Source organism: Spirosoma panaciterrae DSM 21099, assembly GCF_000374025.1.
In the GTDB taxonomy this organism is placed as follows: domain Bacteria; phylum Bacteroidota; class Bacteroidia; order Cytophagales; family Spirosomataceae; genus Spirosoma; species Spirosoma panaciterrae.
Genome location: NZ_KB893180.1, coordinates 46,926 through 62,925 on the forward strand (window position 1 = coordinate 46,926; position 16,000 = coordinate 62,925).

Annotated in this window: 14 protein-coding genes; 7 read left to right on the top strand and 7 right to left on the bottom strand. The window is 48.6% G+C overall.

The genetic code is table 11. The features are described from left to right. Window positions 1–9: 9 nt before the first annotated feature. Complete coding sequence (locus B153_RS0111330; protein WP_020596823.1) at window positions 10–666, top strand: hypothetical protein; 657 nt, start codon at window positions 10–12, stop codon at window positions 664–666. A 117-nt stretch (window positions 667–783) separates the two neighbouring features. Continuing rightward, a complete protein-coding gene (locus tag B153_RS0111335; protein ID WP_040761268.1) occupies window positions 784–1,851 on the top strand; it encodes a DNA topoisomerase IB in 1,068 nt (355 codons plus the stop codon). Between the two features lie 42 nt (window positions 1,852–1,893). On the opposite strand, the gene B153_RS0111340 is transcribed toward B153_RS0111335, so the two are convergent. Next, on the bottom strand, window positions 1,894–3,282 hold the full coding sequence (locus B153_RS0111340; protein ID WP_026262079.1) for a TolC family protein: 1,389 nt from the start codon (window positions 3,280–3,282) through the stop codon (window positions 1,894–1,896). Window positions 3,283–3,394: 112 nt separating this feature from the next. Here B153_RS0111340 and B153_RS0111345 point away from each other — a divergent pair, with 112 nt between their 5' ends. After that, window positions 3,395–5,026 carry an amidohydrolase gene (locus B153_RS0111345; protein ID WP_020596826.1) on the top strand — a complete coding sequence of 544 codons (1,632 nt, stop codon included), beginning with the start codon at window positions 3,395–3,397 and terminating at the stop codon, window positions 5,024–5,026. Between the two features lie 74 nt (window positions 5,027–5,100). On the opposite strand, the gene B153_RS0111350 is transcribed toward B153_RS0111345, so the two are convergent. Beyond that, entirely contained in the window at window positions 5,101–5,562 is a 462-nt protein-coding gene (locus B153_RS0111350; RefSeq protein WP_020596827.1) for a hypothetical protein, read from the bottom strand. Window positions 5,563–5,566: 4 nt separating this feature from the next. Then, window positions 5,567–7,279 (bottom strand): GMC oxidoreductase, encoded by a 1,713-nt coding sequence (locus B153_RS0111355; RefSeq protein ID WP_020596828.1) that lies wholly within the window; start codon window positions 7,277–7,279, stop codon window positions 5,567–5,569. A gap of 126 nt (window positions 7,280–7,405) precedes the next feature. Between B153_RS0111355 and B153_RS0111360 the strand changes: the two genes are divergently transcribed. The 4 genes from B153_RS0111360 to B153_RS0111375 all read left to right on the top strand — a co-directional run bounded on the left by B153_RS0111360 (window position 7,406) and on the right by B153_RS0111375 (window position 11,239). Further along, window positions 7,406–8,260 carry an SDR family oxidoreductase gene (locus B153_RS0111360; RefSeq protein WP_020596829.1) on the top strand — a complete coding sequence of 285 codons (855 nt, stop codon included), beginning with the start codon at window positions 7,406–7,408 and terminating at the stop codon, window positions 8,258–8,260. A 106-nt stretch (window positions 8,261–8,366) separates the two neighbouring features. Next, window positions 8,367–9,230 (top strand): SDR family oxidoreductase, encoded by an 864-nt coding sequence (locus tag B153_RS0111365; RefSeq protein WP_020596830.1) that lies wholly within the window; start codon window positions 8,367–8,369, stop codon window positions 9,228–9,230. 62 nt (window positions 9,231–9,292) lie between these two features. Continuing rightward, window positions 9,293–10,654, top strand: a complete 1,362-nt coding sequence (locus B153_RS0111370; protein ID WP_020596831.1) for a cytochrome P450 — start codon at window positions 9,293–9,295, stop codon at window positions 10,652–10,654. Window positions 10,655–10,861: 207 nt separating this feature from the next. Beyond that, on the top strand, window positions 10,862–11,239 hold the full coding sequence (locus B153_RS0111375; protein WP_026262080.1) for an HPF/RaiA family ribosome-associated protein: 378 nt from the start codon (window positions 10,862–10,864) through the stop codon (window positions 11,237–11,239). 78 nt (window positions 11,240–11,317) lie between these two features. Here B153_RS0111375 and metK read toward each other — a convergent pair whose 3' ends face one another. The 4 genes from metK to B153_RS0111395 form a co-directional block, all read right to left on the bottom strand. After that, complete coding sequence (gene metK / locus B153_RS0111380) at window positions 11,318–12,595, bottom strand: methionine adenosyltransferase (RefSeq protein ID WP_020596833.1); 1,278 nt, start codon at window positions 12,593–12,595, stop codon at window positions 11,318–11,320. Window positions 12,596–12,680: 85 nt separating this feature from the next. After that, window positions 12,681–13,877 (bottom strand): lycopene cyclase family protein, encoded by a 1,197-nt coding sequence (locus B153_RS0111385; RefSeq protein ID WP_020596834.1) that lies wholly within the window; start codon window positions 13,875–13,877, stop codon window positions 12,681–12,683. Window positions 13,878–13,957: 80 nt separating this feature from the next. Continuing rightward, window positions 13,958–14,836, bottom strand: coding sequence for a lipoyl synthase (lipA, locus tag B153_RS0111390; RefSeq protein ID WP_020596835.1), 879 nt, complete (start codon window positions 14,834–14,836; stop codon window positions 13,958–13,960). Window positions 14,837–14,973: 137 nt separating this feature from the next. Next, window positions 14,974–15,759, bottom strand: coding sequence for a hypothetical protein (locus B153_RS0111395; protein ID WP_020596836.1), 786 nt, complete (start codon window positions 15,757–15,759; stop codon window positions 14,974–14,976). Window positions 15,760–16,000 lie beyond the last annotated feature (241 nt).

Genomic DNA, 16,000 nt, shown 5'->3' on the forward strand with positions numbered 1-16,000 from the left:
TTTCGTTCTATGGCTACTTATCTCGCATCTCGTAAAAAGTTGGGCAAAAGTAGCCGAAACTTCGTAAATTACGTGATGATTTTTTCGCACATCCTTTCCGGATCCATTTTAGTCGGTGCGGGCGTGGGGGTGTTCTGGCACTTTTTCGGGCGCATTTCCCTTTACAACCGACTCTTGTGGGGATTTTTTTTGCTTACTACGTCATTGGCTGCTCTCGTTGGCGTTATTCATTTTTCCGGAAATGAGTCGCTTGAACCATTCCACCATTCTCTGATCGTTTTATCTGATTCTCTGGGTGTTGTATGTGTAGTAACAGCCGTTTATGCCTTGTTGAACCGGCGAGTTTTATCCTGGCCAACGTTTGTAGCCGCTGTTGTTTTCGGATTATTTCTGTTTATTAATCTTCTCTCACCCAATGCCCAGGTCTTTACTCCTATTATTCCATCACTTGGTATTCTGATACTGATGCTACTGGCCGTGTTTTCATTACTGCAACGCAACAAACGGGGTATGTGGGTTGTGCTGGCCGCTATGGCGCTGGGTCTGGCCACGAAAGCCGACGCCTTTAGTAGTCTTATCCATCCCACAGATTTTTATCACTACGTTACGGCACTGGCCCTATGGTTCTTCGGGAAAGCCTCTGAGCAGCCATCTACAACTCGGTAAAGGATTCTGCTGAAATTAATTTAACCAATTCGTTCGTCTGGCAGTTACAGGAATCAGCACAACTGAGTGTATCCCACTCAGGCTCATTATTCGATTTCACTACTTTTTTCAACGAACGTGAATCTACTGGAATTAGCCCACGATCCGGTCCAGGCGGCACAGGCCGCCCGGCTTATCTACATGAACGATACTATGCCGGGTATCCATCGGCAACGGCAGGGTCAACAATTTGTTTATGTGGACCCCAAAGGAAACCCGCTCGACGATGCAACCACTTTGAGCCGTATTCGGAGTATGGCTCTCCCACCCGCCTGGGAACATGTCTGGATCAGTCCTAAACCCAATGGGCATTTACAGGCTACGGGTATCGATACCAAACAGCGAAAACAATATCGATACCATACCAAATGGAACGCCATTCGGAGCGAAACGAAATTCTTTCGGATGGTCGCTTTTGGCGAGGCTCTGCCTGCGTTGCGGGCACGCATTGCGAAGGACTTAAAAAAACCAACTCTAGCGCGGGAAAAAGTAATTGCCATTGCATTGGGCGTTATGGAGCAAACGCTGATTCGAATAGGCAATGCGGCTTATGAGAAAGAATACGGTTCGTATGGGCTAACCACGCTCAAAGACCGACATGTTAAACTCGATGGTGGTGAGGTCCGATTCAGTTTCAAAGGGAAGAAAGGCATTTACCACGACATTACACTCCACGACCGTCGGTTGGCCCGTCTGGTAAAAGCCTGTCGGGATATTCCGGGCAAAGAACTGTTTCAGTATCTGGATCAGCAGGGAGATCGCCACTCGATCGACTCAGGTATGGTCAACGATTATCTGCGCGAAACGATGAATGGTGATTTTTCAGCCAAAGATTTTCGAACCTGGGCTGGTACTGTAAACGCGCTACGACTCCTGGTAGAACTGGGGCCCTGTGAAAATGAAAAAGAAGCGAAGAAAAACGTCAATACGGTGCTCGATCAAGTGGCCCATCAATTAGGTAACACACGAACCGTTTGCCGAAAACATTATGTTCACCCCCAGATACTGGAGGCTTATGAATGCCAGGATTTGATGCCTTATTTTAAGCAGAAAGCCCGATTCCGGCAAACGAGTCCGTATGGTCTCGATGGCGTGGAAAAGCTCCTGCTCAAATTTTTAAAAGACCAGATCAAGAGTGTAAAGTGATGCGAGAAGCAACGAGAGGGCCACTCGCATCACCCTCGCTTATTATAGCCCCAATTGCTGGGTGATGGTACTACTTAATCGAAGCAGTTCGATCTCTGTCGCTTTAGCTGTGTACTCAGCCTCAATAAGCCGAGTCTGCGCATCGACCGAAGTCCGCTGAACATCCCGGAACTCAACGAAGGTTGAATTTCCAATTCGATAGCGATCGTAGGCAATCTCGACGTTCTGGTTAGCCAGTTGGTTGTTCAATACTTCCAGATTCAGGATACGCAGGCTGTTTTGGTAGGCCTGATAGGTCTGATTGAGCGCCGTAACAAGTTGAAGTCGCTGACTCGACTCCTGGTCCTGAGCGATGATCGTATTGACCTTGGCATTCTGAATCTGTCGTTTCAGGTTGTATCCATTAAAAATGGGTATCGAGGCCACCACGTTGTAGGTGATAGCGCTTGTACGGCCTGTAGCTACCCCAAAACCGCCCTGGTTATCGATAAATTGGTAATTATAGCCTGTTTGAGCCGTTACCAGGGGAAGCTGCGCTGAATTGGCCAACTGAACGTTCAAATCGGCAACAGCCCGGTTAAGTACTGCTGCTGCCAGCAGGGGATTGTTGGCATTTAAGGATTCCTGCAGGGGAGCTAGTTGTAGATTAGGATGTGCGACAATCGTATCCCGGACAGAAAACTCGGTCTGTGGGTCACGAATCAATAAATTATTCAGAATGATTTTGGCATTCCGTAACGCCTGCTCCTGCGACAGTAAAGCCGCACTATCGGTATTGTAATCAACCTGTGCGCTCAGAAAATCGACTTTCGAACGCGTTCCGACTTCGTAGTTAGCTCGTGCCAGTTCGAGCCGTTCCCGTGAAATGTCGAGTGCCTGACTAAAGGTGATCAGCCGACGCAACTGGCGTACCACATCGTAGTAACTTGTTGTTACACTGGCGATGGTGGCCTCTACATTGGCACGGGTACTAACAGTGCTTATTTTGAGCAGTTGTTCGAGTTGCGAATAAAATGACCGCCGATAATAGCCGTTGAAAACCGTGTAGTTCAGGTTGACCCCCAGGTTCGACGTTCGGTTGAATATACCACTTCCCTCGCGTGGTGGCTGAAGGTTGCCAATCGTTGTTTGCCGGAAGCTTTGCAGACTTCCGTTTGAGTTCCCATTGAAAGTTAACGAAGGTAAGTACCCTGCATTTCCCTTACTGTAGTTATTCCGGGCAATTTCCTCCTGCGAACGATTGATATGGATTTGATAGTTTTTACTAACTGCCTGATCAACGGCCTGCTGAAGGGTTAAAAGCTCCCCCGGCTGGGGCAGTGTAGCCATCGTGAAAGTGCGTTGCTGAGCGCGTTGGATTGCATTAGGAGTTTGTTGAGAGAAAGCCCAAAAAGGCAGGCAGGCAAAAAGAAGGCAACTGCTGAGTTTCATTGATTAACGGTTATAACTACAAGTAGGACAAAAGTAAGAGAATCTGCAATTGCCCGGTCAGCTTATCAACCTTTCGTTTAACTTGCACACTATCTTTTTTTTCCCAACCAGTATGAAACACCTTTTTCTACTATTTTCTACTCTATCGCTCCTATTGTCTGGGTGTTCCTTCAAAAAAAAGGCCGATTTACTCGTCACGAATGCGCGCGTTTATACGGCTGATTCGAGCTTTTCGATGGCGAATGCCTTCGTCATAAAAGATGGAAAATTTTTAGCCGTGGGCGATGGTCAAACCCTGGCAAACGAGTATGAAGCGGCTACACAGGTCGATCTGGCCGGACAACCTGTCTATCCTGGCTTTTATGATCCACATGCCCATTTTCTGGGTCTTGGCCAGGTACTCGATCAGGCCGATCTGGTTGGTGCCGAATCGTATGATGAGGTCATCAATCGACTCAAGACTTTTTATCAGGCACATCCAAACATAATCTGGCTTACTGGCCGGGGCTGGGATCAGAACGACTGGCCCGAAAAAGCGTTTCCTACCAAAGAAAAACTGGATGAAGCCTTTCCAAACGTTCCAGTTGCCCTAACCCGCATTGACGGCCACGCCTTACTCGTCAATTCAAAAGCACTCCGTTTAGCCAGCGTAACCGGCGGATCACAGGTGGCTGGAGGAGAGGTAGTGCTAGACGGCGGGCAACCAACGGGTGTACTGGTTGATAATGCCATGCAGTTTGTCAAACGAGTCATTCCACGCCCGGATGCAGGCGACAAAGCCCGAATGCTGCTGAATGCCGAAAAAGCCTGTGTAGCGCTGGGCCTCACGACCGTATCCGATGCGGGGATCAGCCCCGACGAAATCAATTTGATCGACAGTCTGCAACAGGCTGGCAAGCTAAAAATTCGGGACTATGCGATGGTTAGCCTGGGCGAACCTAACCTGAATTACTTTCTAAAACGCGGCCCGTTCCAGACAGATCGATTAACTGTTCGCTCCTTTAAGTTGTATGCCGATGGCGCTTTGGGATCACGAGGAGCCTGCCTTCGTCAACCCTATAGCGATCGTCCCGAAACCACTGGCTTTCTGCTACTTAGCCCTTCTGAACTGGAGCGCGTCACAAAACTGCTGTACAAATCAAAATTTCAGGCCAATACGCATTGCATTGGCGACTCCGCCAACCATCTCATGCTCGACCTGTATGGCCGCTTGCTGGAAGGTAAAAACGACCGTCGTTGGCGGATTGAGCATGCCCAGGTGGTTTCGCCCGAGGATGTGTGGAAATTTGGCCGCTATTCCATTATTCCATCCGTTCAGCCAACTCATGCTACCTCCGATATGTACTGGGCAGGTGATCGGTTAGGAGCCATTCGGGTAAAAGGGGCCTATGCGTTCAACGACCTGATGAAACAGAACAGCCTGATTGCATTCGGCAGCGATTTTCCGGTAGAGGCCGTCAATCCACTATTTGGCTTTCACGCGGCCGTAGCCCGGCAGGATGCAAAGAATTATCCCGCAGGTGGCTACCAGATGGAAAATGCAGTTGATCGAAAATCAGCGCTACTGGCCATGACCCGTTGGGCAGCCTATGCCTGTTTTGAAGATCACCTGCGCGGCTGTATTGCCCCCGGCAAACAAGCTGATTTTGTCATTCTGGACCAGGATATTATGCTGGTACCCAATCCAAAAATCCGGCAAACCAAAGTACGCCAGACCTGGATCAACGGAGAACGGGTATTTTAATAATAGAATACAGATTTTTAGGATCGTTATGATTTACGCGGATCATAACGATCCTAAAAATCCGTATTCTATGTTCAATAAACCTCTAAAATCTGATAAGGCAATTTGTTGAACGTGATGGATTCGCCTGCTTTTCGTCCAGCCAAAGCAGTACTGATCGGGGAAGCGGGTGAAACCGCGAAATACTCTTTCCCATTCAGACTAAGCTTCCCGGCCCCGATACTGATGAAAAACGCCCCCCGGTTTGTCACAACTACGCTTCCTGGCTGTGCAGCCTCGTAGTTTTTGTCGATCTGAATCTGTTTCAAATCACGCTCTACTTTCAGTGCTTCGGCCAACAATTGAGCGTTTCGGTCGCGTTCGAGTTGCGCCATCGCTCGGCCCGTTTCGTATTTATCGCCCGCGCTACTTTTCGACTCCGAGTTCGCGGCTTCCTGAGCTGCATCCATGGCTTGTTGTGCGGTTTCAATCCGCTGTACGACATAAGCCTTACAGAGAGCGTATAGCGTTTCTTTGATGTACTGTTGTTGATTCAACACGTTATAAATTTCCTAGTTTCATTTCTCGAACCGCAAAATTGGCGGCTCTGGCAGTTAAAGCCATGAAGGTGATGGATGGATTTTGAGAACCCGTTGAGGTCATGGCAGCTCCGTCCGTTACAAACACATTTTTGACACTATGCAGTTGATTGTGTGCATTTAGTAAAGATATTTTTGGGTCTCGACCCATGCGTACACCACCCATTTCGTGAATGTCGAGACCAGGGTTTCGGTGATCGTCGTACGGTTTTATGTTTTTACAACCCGATTTTTCGAGCATCTCGGCTCCCTGCTCCAGAAAATCGGCCATTACCTTCAGATCGTTATCGGTATAATCGATGGCGGTTATAAGTTGCGGTATACCCCAGGCATCGTTTTGGGTCTTGCTGAGCCTGACGTGGTTTTCATGACGAGGTACGGTTTCGGCCTGCATCATCATGAATACATGCCAGCCACCGGGGTCACTCAATTGGTCTTTAAAGTCAGCGCCAAAACCCGACTGTCCCAAACCGCGCTGCCAACCCGATCGGGAAGCACTGAACGCAACCATGTACCCCCGCAGAAAATCGGTTTCCTGCTTTCGGATATTTCGGAAGTTGGGCATAAACGCCGTTGTGGGCCGACGGCCATAAAAATAGCCATTCTCAAACCCTTCGTAATCGGCCACAATATTTCCTCTGTAGTTATGAAACGCCACATACCGGCCCAGCAATCCATTCTCATTCCCCAATCCATTTGGAAAACGCCGGGAGGTTGAATTGAGCAGAATCAGATTGGTGTTCAGACAAGCCGCATTGACGAAGATAATTCGGGCATAGTACTCGGTCATCTGTTTGGTGTGTGTATCAATGACCCGAACACCCGTTGCTTTCCCTTTCTGATCATCATACATGATGGAATGAACCACCGAATCGGGCCGGAGGGTTAGCTTTCCTGTTTTAGCTGCCCAGGGAATGGTCGATGAATTGGAACTGAAGTAGCCTCCATACGGACACCCCCGATAACACAAATGCCTTGCCTGGCATTGGGCACGCCCCTGATCGTAATGAATCTGCTTCGGTTCGGTCAGGTGCGCACAACGCCCGATGATCACATGACGGTCTTTATACGTTTCGGCAACTCGTTTTTGAATGTGTTTCTCAACACAGTTCAACTCCCAAGGTTTCAGAAACTCCCCATCAGGAAGTGTCTCCAGGCCATCTTTGTTCCCGCTAATACCCACAAACCGTTCGACATGACTGTACCACGGGGCCAGGTCTTCATACCGAATAGGCCAGTCTGCAGCAGCCCCATCGCGGGCATTGGCTTCAAAATCAAATTTACTCCAGCGCTGGGTTTGCCGAGCCCAGATCAGCGACTTCCCGCCAACCTGATAACCCCGAATCCAGTCGAAAGGCTTTTCCTGTACATAGGGATGATCGGCATCTTTCACAAAAAACTGCTCCGTTGCCTCATCCAGCGCATAACACTTGGTAGCAATCGGATTTGCCTGTTCGAACGTCTCCGGCATGCGGTTTCGATGCGCAAACTCCCAGGGATTACGCGTAGCTGTTGGATAATCTGTAATATGCCGAACATCACGCCCGCGCTCCAGAACCAACGTTTTTAACCCTTTCTCGCACAATTCTTTAGCCGCCCACCCTCCACTGATACCCGAACCAATTACGATGGCATCGTACGTCCGGGCCGCTTTTGCATCACCGTTGATATACATAGCTTAGTTTCCTACTTGGTTACGATATTACCTATTCTTGCATCCCTAACAAAATCCACTATTTTACTAGGTTTCTCAAACAACCAGCGTTACAGTTGATTTATTCAGGAAAGCAACTGCAACGTTATGACACTTGACACTCCTCCACAACATCAGGATATCCAGCCGGGTATTGAAGCCGAACTAGACCCGCAACCAGAAGTGATCCGGCCATCGTACAAAGGAGCCAATAAACTGAAAGACAAAGTGGCGCTTATCACAGGTGGCGACTCAGGTATTGGCCGGGCCGTGGCCGTACATTTCGCTCGCGAAGGGGCCAACGTCGCCATTTCCTTTACTCCTCGTGAAGAGATCGACGCCCAAAAAACCAAAGAACTTATAGAAGCAGAAGGGCGCACCTGTCTCCTTCTACCCGGTGATATCCGGGACGAAACCTATTGCGAGCAGATCGTGGAAGACACCGTCCGACAATTTGGAAGGCTAAATATATTGGTCAATAATGCCGCCCTACAACTGCAGCACAAAACGCTGGAAGAAGAAACCGACGAAGACCTGCTAGCCACCTACGAAACCAATATCTATTCGTGCTTTCGGGTCACCAAAGCGGCTGTGCCCCACCTGCAAAAAGGAGATTGTATCATCAACACAACCTCAGTAACAGCGTATCAAGGAAGAGCCGACCTGCTGGAATACTCGTCCACCAAAGGAGCTATTATGACATTTACGCGGGCCTTATCGAGCAACCTGATTACCAAAGGTATCCGGGTCAATGCGGTAGCCCCCGGTCCTATCTGGACACCACTCAATCCGGCATCCGTCAGTGCCGAAGAAGTGGCGGAGTTTGGGAAAGACGTTCCGATGAAACGACCCGGACAACCCAGCGAAGTAGGACCAACCTACGTGTTTCTGGCCTCCGAAAATGCCTCCTACATCACCGGGCAGGTTTTACATCCCAATGGTGGCACTATTGTTAATGCATAAAAAAGAACCGAGGAGTTAGGAGCGAGGAGAGAGAATCCATCCGGGAGCCATAAGCCTGCGCCAGCATTCTCACTTCTCGCTCCTAACCACTAACTCCTAATGAAACATGGATCAAATGGAAATCAAAACCAAGCCCCAGCATCAGAACGAGCAGCCAGGCCTGGAATATAAAATGGACCCCGAACCAATCTATATTCGGGATAACTACGAAGGTGCCGATAAGCTGAAAGGCAAAATTGCCCTCATAACGGGTGGCGATTCGGGAATTGGCCGGGCCGTGGCCATCCATTTTGCCCGTGAAGGGGCTGATCTGGCCATTATTTATCATCCTCGCGAAGAAGAAGATGCTCAGAAAACTAAAAACCTGATTGAGGCCGAAGATCGTCGCTGTTTACTAATCTCAGGTGATCTGAAAGACCTACAGTTTATTCAGGATGCGGTCGACCTGGTCATCGACACCTACGATCATGTGAATATTCTGGTCAACAATGCGGCCAATCATGTTGAACAGACGGAGTTTACAGGCATTTCGGATCAGCAGATGCGCGAGACCTTTGAACTGAATATCCTGGCCATGTTCCGACTGACTAAAATTCTGCTGCCCTATATGACTTCTGGCGACAGTATTATCAATACCACATCGGTGGTCTCGTACCGGGGCAGCGAAGCCCTGATCGATTACGCGTCGACCAAAGGAGCGGTTACGGCATTTACCCGGTCGCTGTCGCAAAATCTGCTGGAACGGGGGATCCGCGTCAACGCCGTTGCCCCTGGCCCGATCTGGACACCGTTGATCGTGGCGACTAAAACGTTGAAAGAAGTAGGTGAATTCGGTAAAGAAACACCCATGCAACGACCAGGTCAACCCGCAGAACTGGCGCCCGCTTATGTGTTCCTGGCTTCTGAAGATGCTTCGTATTATGCAGGTCAGGTTATTCATGTAAACGGTGGGGAGGTTATCAACTCATAGCGATTCTGCCTCCCCTGACTTATCTTTATAGCCGTTCCGACTCTAGTCAGAACGGCTTTTTTATGGAAACAACTGCCGCTCAACTTGCTGCTCCATTGCATCCGGGCGTACCGCTTCTGGGAAATACCCTCGCTTTTCTATACAATCCGCTAGGTACGCTGCATACATTACAGCAGCGCCAGGACAGACTAGTGCATCTCCGCATTGGTGGCCGAAATCAGTATCTGGTTTTCCGACCCGACGATGCCAAACATGTCTTGCAGGAAAATCATCGAAATTATGGCCGTTCACCCGCTTTCCAGGTCCTGAAAATCTTTCTCGGCAATGGGTTACTCACCAGTGATGGCGATTTCTGGCGACGTCAACGGCGACTGGCGCAACCGGCTTTTCATCGCCAGAAACTGGCGGCCCTAACCCACACCATGATTACCGAAACGGCTGATTGGTTAGCAGAATTAAAACAACAGGATCGGAAACAGCCAGTCAACGTCTCACAGGCGTTTATGGATGTTACGATGCGAATTGTCTGCAAAACGTTGTTCGGTTCGGATGCGGTCGGTAAACTGTCGGGTCTGTCGTCGGCACTGGATACGCTTAATTATCTGGCCAATAACCGTATGTTATCGCCCATCCGATTCCCAATGCATTGGCCCACTCCGAATAACAAACGCTTTCGGAAGGCTGCGATATTGGTCGATACGTTCATTTATGGGGTGATTGAACAACGTCGAAAACAACAGCTTGAGCAGGATGATCTGTTGTCGATGTTTTTAACGGCCGAAGACGAGGAAACAGGCGAGCGTATGTCGGATCAGCAACTTCGTGATGAGTGCGTAACGCTCTTCTCAGCAGGTCATGAAACCACCGCTATTTCGATGGCCTGGACGCTCTACTTACTTAGCCAACATCCCGATATACAGGAACGCGTACAAACCGAATGCCGCCAGGTGTTGGGCGATGGAGCTTCGCCCGCTCCTGAAGCATTTCGTTCGCTGACCTACACCATGCAGGTGATTCAGGAATCGTTACGACTTTACCCACCCGCCTGGATCATGAGTCGGCTGGCGTTCCAGGACGATCACATCGGGCCATATACCATACCATCTGGCGACACCGCACTGGTTTCTCCCTACTTACTCCACCGCGACCCCGACAATTGGCCTGATCCAGATCGGTTTGATCCCGATCGTTTTAGAGCAGGCGGGCCCAAAGATCAGCTTCATTCATACGCCTATTTGCCCTTTGGTGGAGGTCCACGCCTGTGCATTGGCAACCAGTTTGCCCTGATGGAAATGCAGATTTTGCTGGGTATGCTGGCACGAGATTTTGCGTTCAACCCTATTCCAAATCAACAGATTCTGCCTAAGCCACTCATCACGCTACGCCCGAATAAGCCGATTCAGATCCGTTTTGAGCAATTTTAAATTTATATTTTTTAAAGAACTTTCATCGGCAACCGTTCCACGTTGAAACTCAAATGCGTCTATTATCAAATTGTTAACAGATTGACCGCTTCACCTGCGTGAAACCTAGTTGCATCTTTCGTAGGAAGCCTTGACTTTGTAGTTTGTATACTCAAACTTAGATAGTCCATTGATGTTCTTAATTCAATTCACCTTAAAAGCGACACAATGAGACTACAAATGCACGCCGTTAAATTTACGGCAGACCAGAGCCTGTTAGATTTTATCCAGGCTAAGCTTGATAAGCTCGATACATTTCATGATCGAATTATTAGTGGTGAAGTGTTCCTTCGATTAGAAGGAGCCGATTCCAACAAGATTAAAGAGAAAATCGTCGAAGTTCGACTTATGCTTCCGGGAAAGGAGATTTTCGTGAAAGAACACGATAAAAGTTTCGAAAGCGCTACCGATCGGGTAATGGACGTTCTCAAAGACAAACTCGTTCGCTGCAAACAAAAACGCAACGACATTTCCAGTCCAGCTATTGCGCAAGCCAAATCCATGGTGGAAACGGAAGATGAAGTCTTTGAACCCGATGAGTTATAAACCGTTTTATTGATCCCAATATGCGAAAGCCACTCCAGAGGGAGTGGCTTTCGCATGTATGTCGGAAAGACAAAAAAATTATAATCCAAACTCAACTTTGATCTGATCGACAAAGTCGAGCTTCTCCCAGGTGAATAGTTCTACCTCTATTTCTTTTGAGTGGCCGTTTGAGCCAAACGTTTTCTTTACTACCTCATTCTTACGACCCATGTGTCCGTAAGCGGCTGTTTCTGAATAGATGGGATTGCGCAATTTCAGGCGCTGTTCGATGGCGTAGGGGCGCATATCGAAAATTTTGCCCACTTTCTCCGCAATTTCACCATCGTGCAAATCGACTTTAGCGGTTCCGTATGTGTTGACATACAGACCACATGGCTTGGCTACCCCAATGGCATACGAAACCTGGACCAACACCTGATCGCAAAGGCCAGCCGCTACCAGATTCTTCGCAATATGACGAGTGGCATAGGCAGCCGAACGGTCTACTTTCGAAGGATCTTTACCGGAGAAAGCGCCCCCACCGTGAGCACCTTTGCCGCCGTAGGTATCCACAATAATTTTGCGGCCAGTCAGTCCGGTATCGCCATGAGGTCCTCCGATAACGAATTTGCCGGTAGGATTGATGTAATAGGTGATGTCGTCGGTAAACAGGCTATGAAGTTCTGACTTCTGAGCCGCTTTTACCCGTGGAATCACAATGTTGATAATATCTTCCTTGATTTTTGCCAGCATTGTTTCGTCGTCAGCAAAATCATCGTGCTGAGTCGACACCACAATCGTATCGATTCGAATTGGCTGGTGATCGTCGGAATATTCAATCGTCACCTGCGACTTGGCATCGGGTCGCAGATAGGGCATTAACGAAAGTTCGTTGTTTCGGATCGTAGACATCTCCCGCAGGATGGCATGAGCCAGATCGAGCGGTAAGGGCATATAATTATCCGTTTCGTTGGTAGCATACCCGAACATCATCCCCTGATCGCCAGCCCCTTGTGCGTTTGCTCTCGTTTCGAAGTCGTCATTGGCTACTTCCCGATCAACGCCCTGATTAATATCGGCCGACTGGTCGTGCAAGGCCGAGAAAATACCGCAGGAGTTCGCTTCGAACATGTATTCGCTCTTGGTGTAGCCTATTTTACGGATCACCTCACGCGTAATTTTCTGAACATCCAGGTAGGTATCCGTCTTAATCTCACCTGCCAGTACAACCTGGCCCGTAGTTACGAGGGTTTCACACGCTACTTTGCTGGATGGATCAAAAGCGAGAAAGTTGTCAATCAGTGCGTCGGAGATCTGGTCGGCGACTTTATCAGGATGTCCCTCAGAAACAGACTCGGAAGTGAAGAGATAAGGCATTGCGCTATCCGTATGACTTGGTTTAAAACGACAAATTTATGAGTTTCTGGGCACGGGGCAAATTTTGAGCATTGCTCGTCAACATTTAACCGATAATCCTTCTCCGCAGCACATCAAAAAAAGCAGATACGAAGGGCCAGAACGGCATCGTGGCAAATAGCCGTACTTCTTCCAGGAAGTGGGTATCTTCATCCAGAAATTTGAATACCCGACGAGGATTTTCGGTGTAGATCCGGGTAAAAATATCGTCGGCCGGATACCGATGTTTTTCCAGAACGTTCAGGAAAATACTATCGTACAGTTTGAAACGACGTTTAAACCAAGGCTCTTTTCGGTTGGGTTTTCCGGTATCGGTCAGGTTTTTGACAATCGTTTGCAGGTATCGCTGCGTCCGCTGAAACGTATAGCCTGTCGACGGTTTTGTGAATCCGCCAGCCGTACCAATGCGAATTATATGCTCGGAAGGATTTTCCTGCGTAGGTTCGTCCGACATTGGAATAACCCCATCTTCTGTCTCACAGATGACATAACCGCCCGTTGGCAGATACCGATCTATATACTGGCGTAAATCGGCCTCATATTCTGCATCCGTGAGCAGTTTATCATTAAACAAGGTAAACTCAACGAGTGCGGTGTGTTCATCAAAAGGCAGTACATATAGGAACCGGCAATCGCCATGCTGTTCAACGCGAAAGTCCATGATCTCGGGTTGTTCGGGGTTGAAGCAGGGGTTTTGCGTTTTAATTACCCATCCTTTGAAATGCTGAAGCAGGTTATGGTTTTCGGGCTGGTCAAGTTTTAACGCGAACGTGCTGTCGAAAATATAGTCAGCGATGTAGGGTTCGTCATCGGCAATAATAAATCCCCCCTGTGGCGTATCTTTTATTCGCTGAATGGTTGCCTGCTTCTGTTCCACATTGGGCCATCTGGCTAGCTCCGATTCCATAAAGCTGTAAAAATCAATACCCCGCAGCATTTTATACCGATACCTGCCCATGTCGAGCAGCCCGGAATACGTAGTGCCATGAAACGAGATCGACTTCCAGGTACGGAATAGTATCGATTCAAATGGGCGAGAAGGAGCGCCCCGTTGGGTTATGCGTGCAGCCGGTGACTCTCTGGGCTCGCGTTCCCAGAAACACCACGTACGATCGTTACGGGTTTTCTGCTCGCGGTCCAGGATCAGAATACTCCGGTCTCGTAAGGGCGACTGAAGTAAATAATAAGCCAGGCTCAGGCCCGCCATTCCTCCTCCCGCGATAATGAAATCGTATTTTTTCATGCAGTAACGAAAAAGTCCGGGCCGTGTGGGTCCGGACTCTCGTCTTTTAAACGAATGAACCTGCCTAAATTGTTTTAGGCTTATACATTCACATGTTTCTCGGCGTGGTAGCTCGACCGAACCAATGGGCCCGACTCCACGTATTTCAAGCCCCGCTTTAAGCCTTCTTCACGGTACATCGCAAACGTTTCGGGATGAATCCACTCAATCACTTCATGGTGCATCTTGGTTGGCTGTAAGTATTGGCCAAGCGTAAGCACATCCAGTCCATTTTGAGCCAGGTCGTCCATCGCTTTGAACACTTCATCATGCGTTTCGCCAAGCCCCAGCATAATACCCGATTTGGTACGTTGCCCATAGGCTTTGGTCCGCCGAATCTGCTCCAGGCTACGTTCATAACGAGCCTGCGGGCGCACGCGCCGATAGAGTCGTTCTACAGTTTCCATATTGTGCGACACAACTTCCTGCCCCGCCGAAATCATCCGTTCCAGGGCTTCCCAGTTGCCTTTCGTATCGGGAATCAGCGTTTCGATGGTTGTCGTCGGCGACGCTTCCTTAATCAGCCGAACCGTTTGGTACCATATTTCAGCACCCCGGTCTTTGAGTTCATCGCGGTTTACTGATGTGATCACGGCATGTTTTACCTTCATCAGCACAATGGCTTCGGCCACCCGCCGGGGTTCGTCGGTATCATATTCATTGGGTCGTCCGGTGGCTACGGCACAAAACGTACAGCTCCGTGTGCAGACATTCCCTAAAATCATGAATGTAGCCGTTCCTGCGCCCCAGCACTCACCCATATTCGGGCAATTGCCACTTTCGCAGATGGTATGGAGCTTGTGCTCATCGACCAGTTTTCGAACTTTGGCGTATTCAGGGCCGATGGGTAGTTTGACCCGTAACCAATCGGGACGTTTTTTCCTTTGTTGTTCGGAGGGTATTACAGGTAGTTCAATCATAGCTCCTCATTCCTTTCCAGCAAAATTCGTTTTTCTGCCAGAAAGTTCAAGCAGAAGAAAGGGAAAACGGAAAAGGGCGAAAGGAAAAAAGCAGGCCAACTCCCTTTTTCCTTTCGCCCTTTTCCGTTTTCTCTACCTTATTTCTTACTCCCAAAGAATAACGTCAGATAGGCGGATGTAAAGAAGCTGCGATTCCCATCTTCCCGATTGCCATTAGGGCTACGGTTGGGAATGATCACAATTTTGTTCGGAAACATCTCGGCCAGGAACCCGATTTCTACACCTGTTGTATTGGCCCGGAAAGCGCTCAACTCAAAATTTAAGGCTGCTTTTACGTTTAAGCCTACCGTCAGTTTTGATTGATCGAGTCCCTGAAAGAAACCACCGGCCCCCGTAACCGTTTCGCCGGTAGCTGTAGCAAATCCGTTTACCTGAGAAGCAGGAACCGTTCGGGATGAATTGCCATAGGACACTTCAAGATAATACGGCTTGATAATTCCTAACGAAGGGCCTGCGGCTATTATACCGCTTACGGCTATACCTTCATCGCTACTACGCTGGAATAGTTTTACCTCCCGACCATACTGTGGGCGTAATACAAACAGGTAGTTTTCTTTACCGTCGATGTATCGTGAACCAACCGAATTGAGCGACGACTGAATTTCTTTAGGATGCTTTACATTGACGATCTCTATACTAAGGTACCGATACTGCGGCATACCCATCAATTTACCCGCCAACAGTTTTGAGCGTCGATAGGAGAATCCGCCAATGATTCCCGAGTTGGTATTGGTAGTGATGCCAAACGTAGTAATGGTATGGTAGCTTTCGTCGTCGCTATCTGTACTCTGAGCGTTTACAGCTTGCCCAGCAACGAGTAACCCTCCCAACGCAAGACCAAATAATCTGTATAGAGTTCGCATTTCCGTAATATCCTAAAATTAAAACTAAACATTTTTATACGTATTCGCAAAATCGGTCAGCACAATTAGCGTAACTACAGCATTATTTATATGTTTAAAGCTAAAATAGCAGCCAGACGCTTTTCTTAAAGGATTTTTAGGGAATGGTATCCTAAAGCTAACACCATGGATTCGATTGATTTTCTGGACTCTACACGGCTCATACAAGTGGCAGTACCAGCATTCGAGAATCATCTGATCC

Coding starts and splice junctions, on each gene's coding strand:
- B153_RS0111330 (WP_020596823.1), top strand. CDS start 10: ATGGCTACTTATCTCGCATCTCGTAAAAAGTTGGGCAAAAGTAGCCGA.
- B153_RS0111340 (WP_026262079.1), bottom strand. CDS start 3,282: ATGAAACTCAGCAGTTGCCTTCTTTTTGCCTGCCTGCCTTTTTGGGCT.
- B153_RS0111345 (WP_020596826.1), top strand. CDS start 3,395: ATGAAACACCTTTTTCTACTATTTTCTACTCTATCGCTCCTATTGTCT.
- B153_RS0111355 (WP_020596828.1), bottom strand. CDS start 7,279: ATGTATATCAACGGTGATGCAAAAGCGGCCCGGACGTACGATGCCATC.
- B153_RS0111360 (WP_020596829.1), top strand. CDS start 7,406: ATGACACTTGACACTCCTCCACAACATCAGGATATCCAGCCGGGTATT.
- B153_RS0111365 (WP_020596830.1), top strand. CDS start 8,367: ATGGATCAAATGGAAATCAAAACCAAGCCCCAGCATCAGAACGAGCAG.
- B153_RS0111370 (WP_020596831.1), top strand. CDS start 9,293: ATGGAAACAACTGCCGCTCAACTTGCTGCTCCATTGCATCCGGGCGTA.
- B153_RS0111375 (WP_026262080.1), top strand. CDS start 10,862: ATGAGACTACAAATGCACGCCGTTAAATTTACGGCAGACCAGAGCCTG.
- metK (WP_020596833.1), bottom strand. CDS start 12,595: ATGCCTTATCTCTTCACTTCCGAGTCTGTTTCTGAGGGACATCCTGAT.
- B153_RS0111385 (WP_020596834.1), bottom strand. CDS start 13,877: ATGAAAAAATACGATTTCATTATCGCGGGAGGAGGAATGGCGGGCCTG.
- lipA (WP_020596835.1), bottom strand. CDS start 14,836: ATGATTGAACTACCTGTAATACCCTCCGAACAACAAAGGAAAAAACGT.
- B153_RS0111395 (WP_020596836.1), bottom strand. CDS start 15,759: ATGCGAACTCTATACAGATTATTTGGTCTTGCGTTGGGAGGGTTACTC.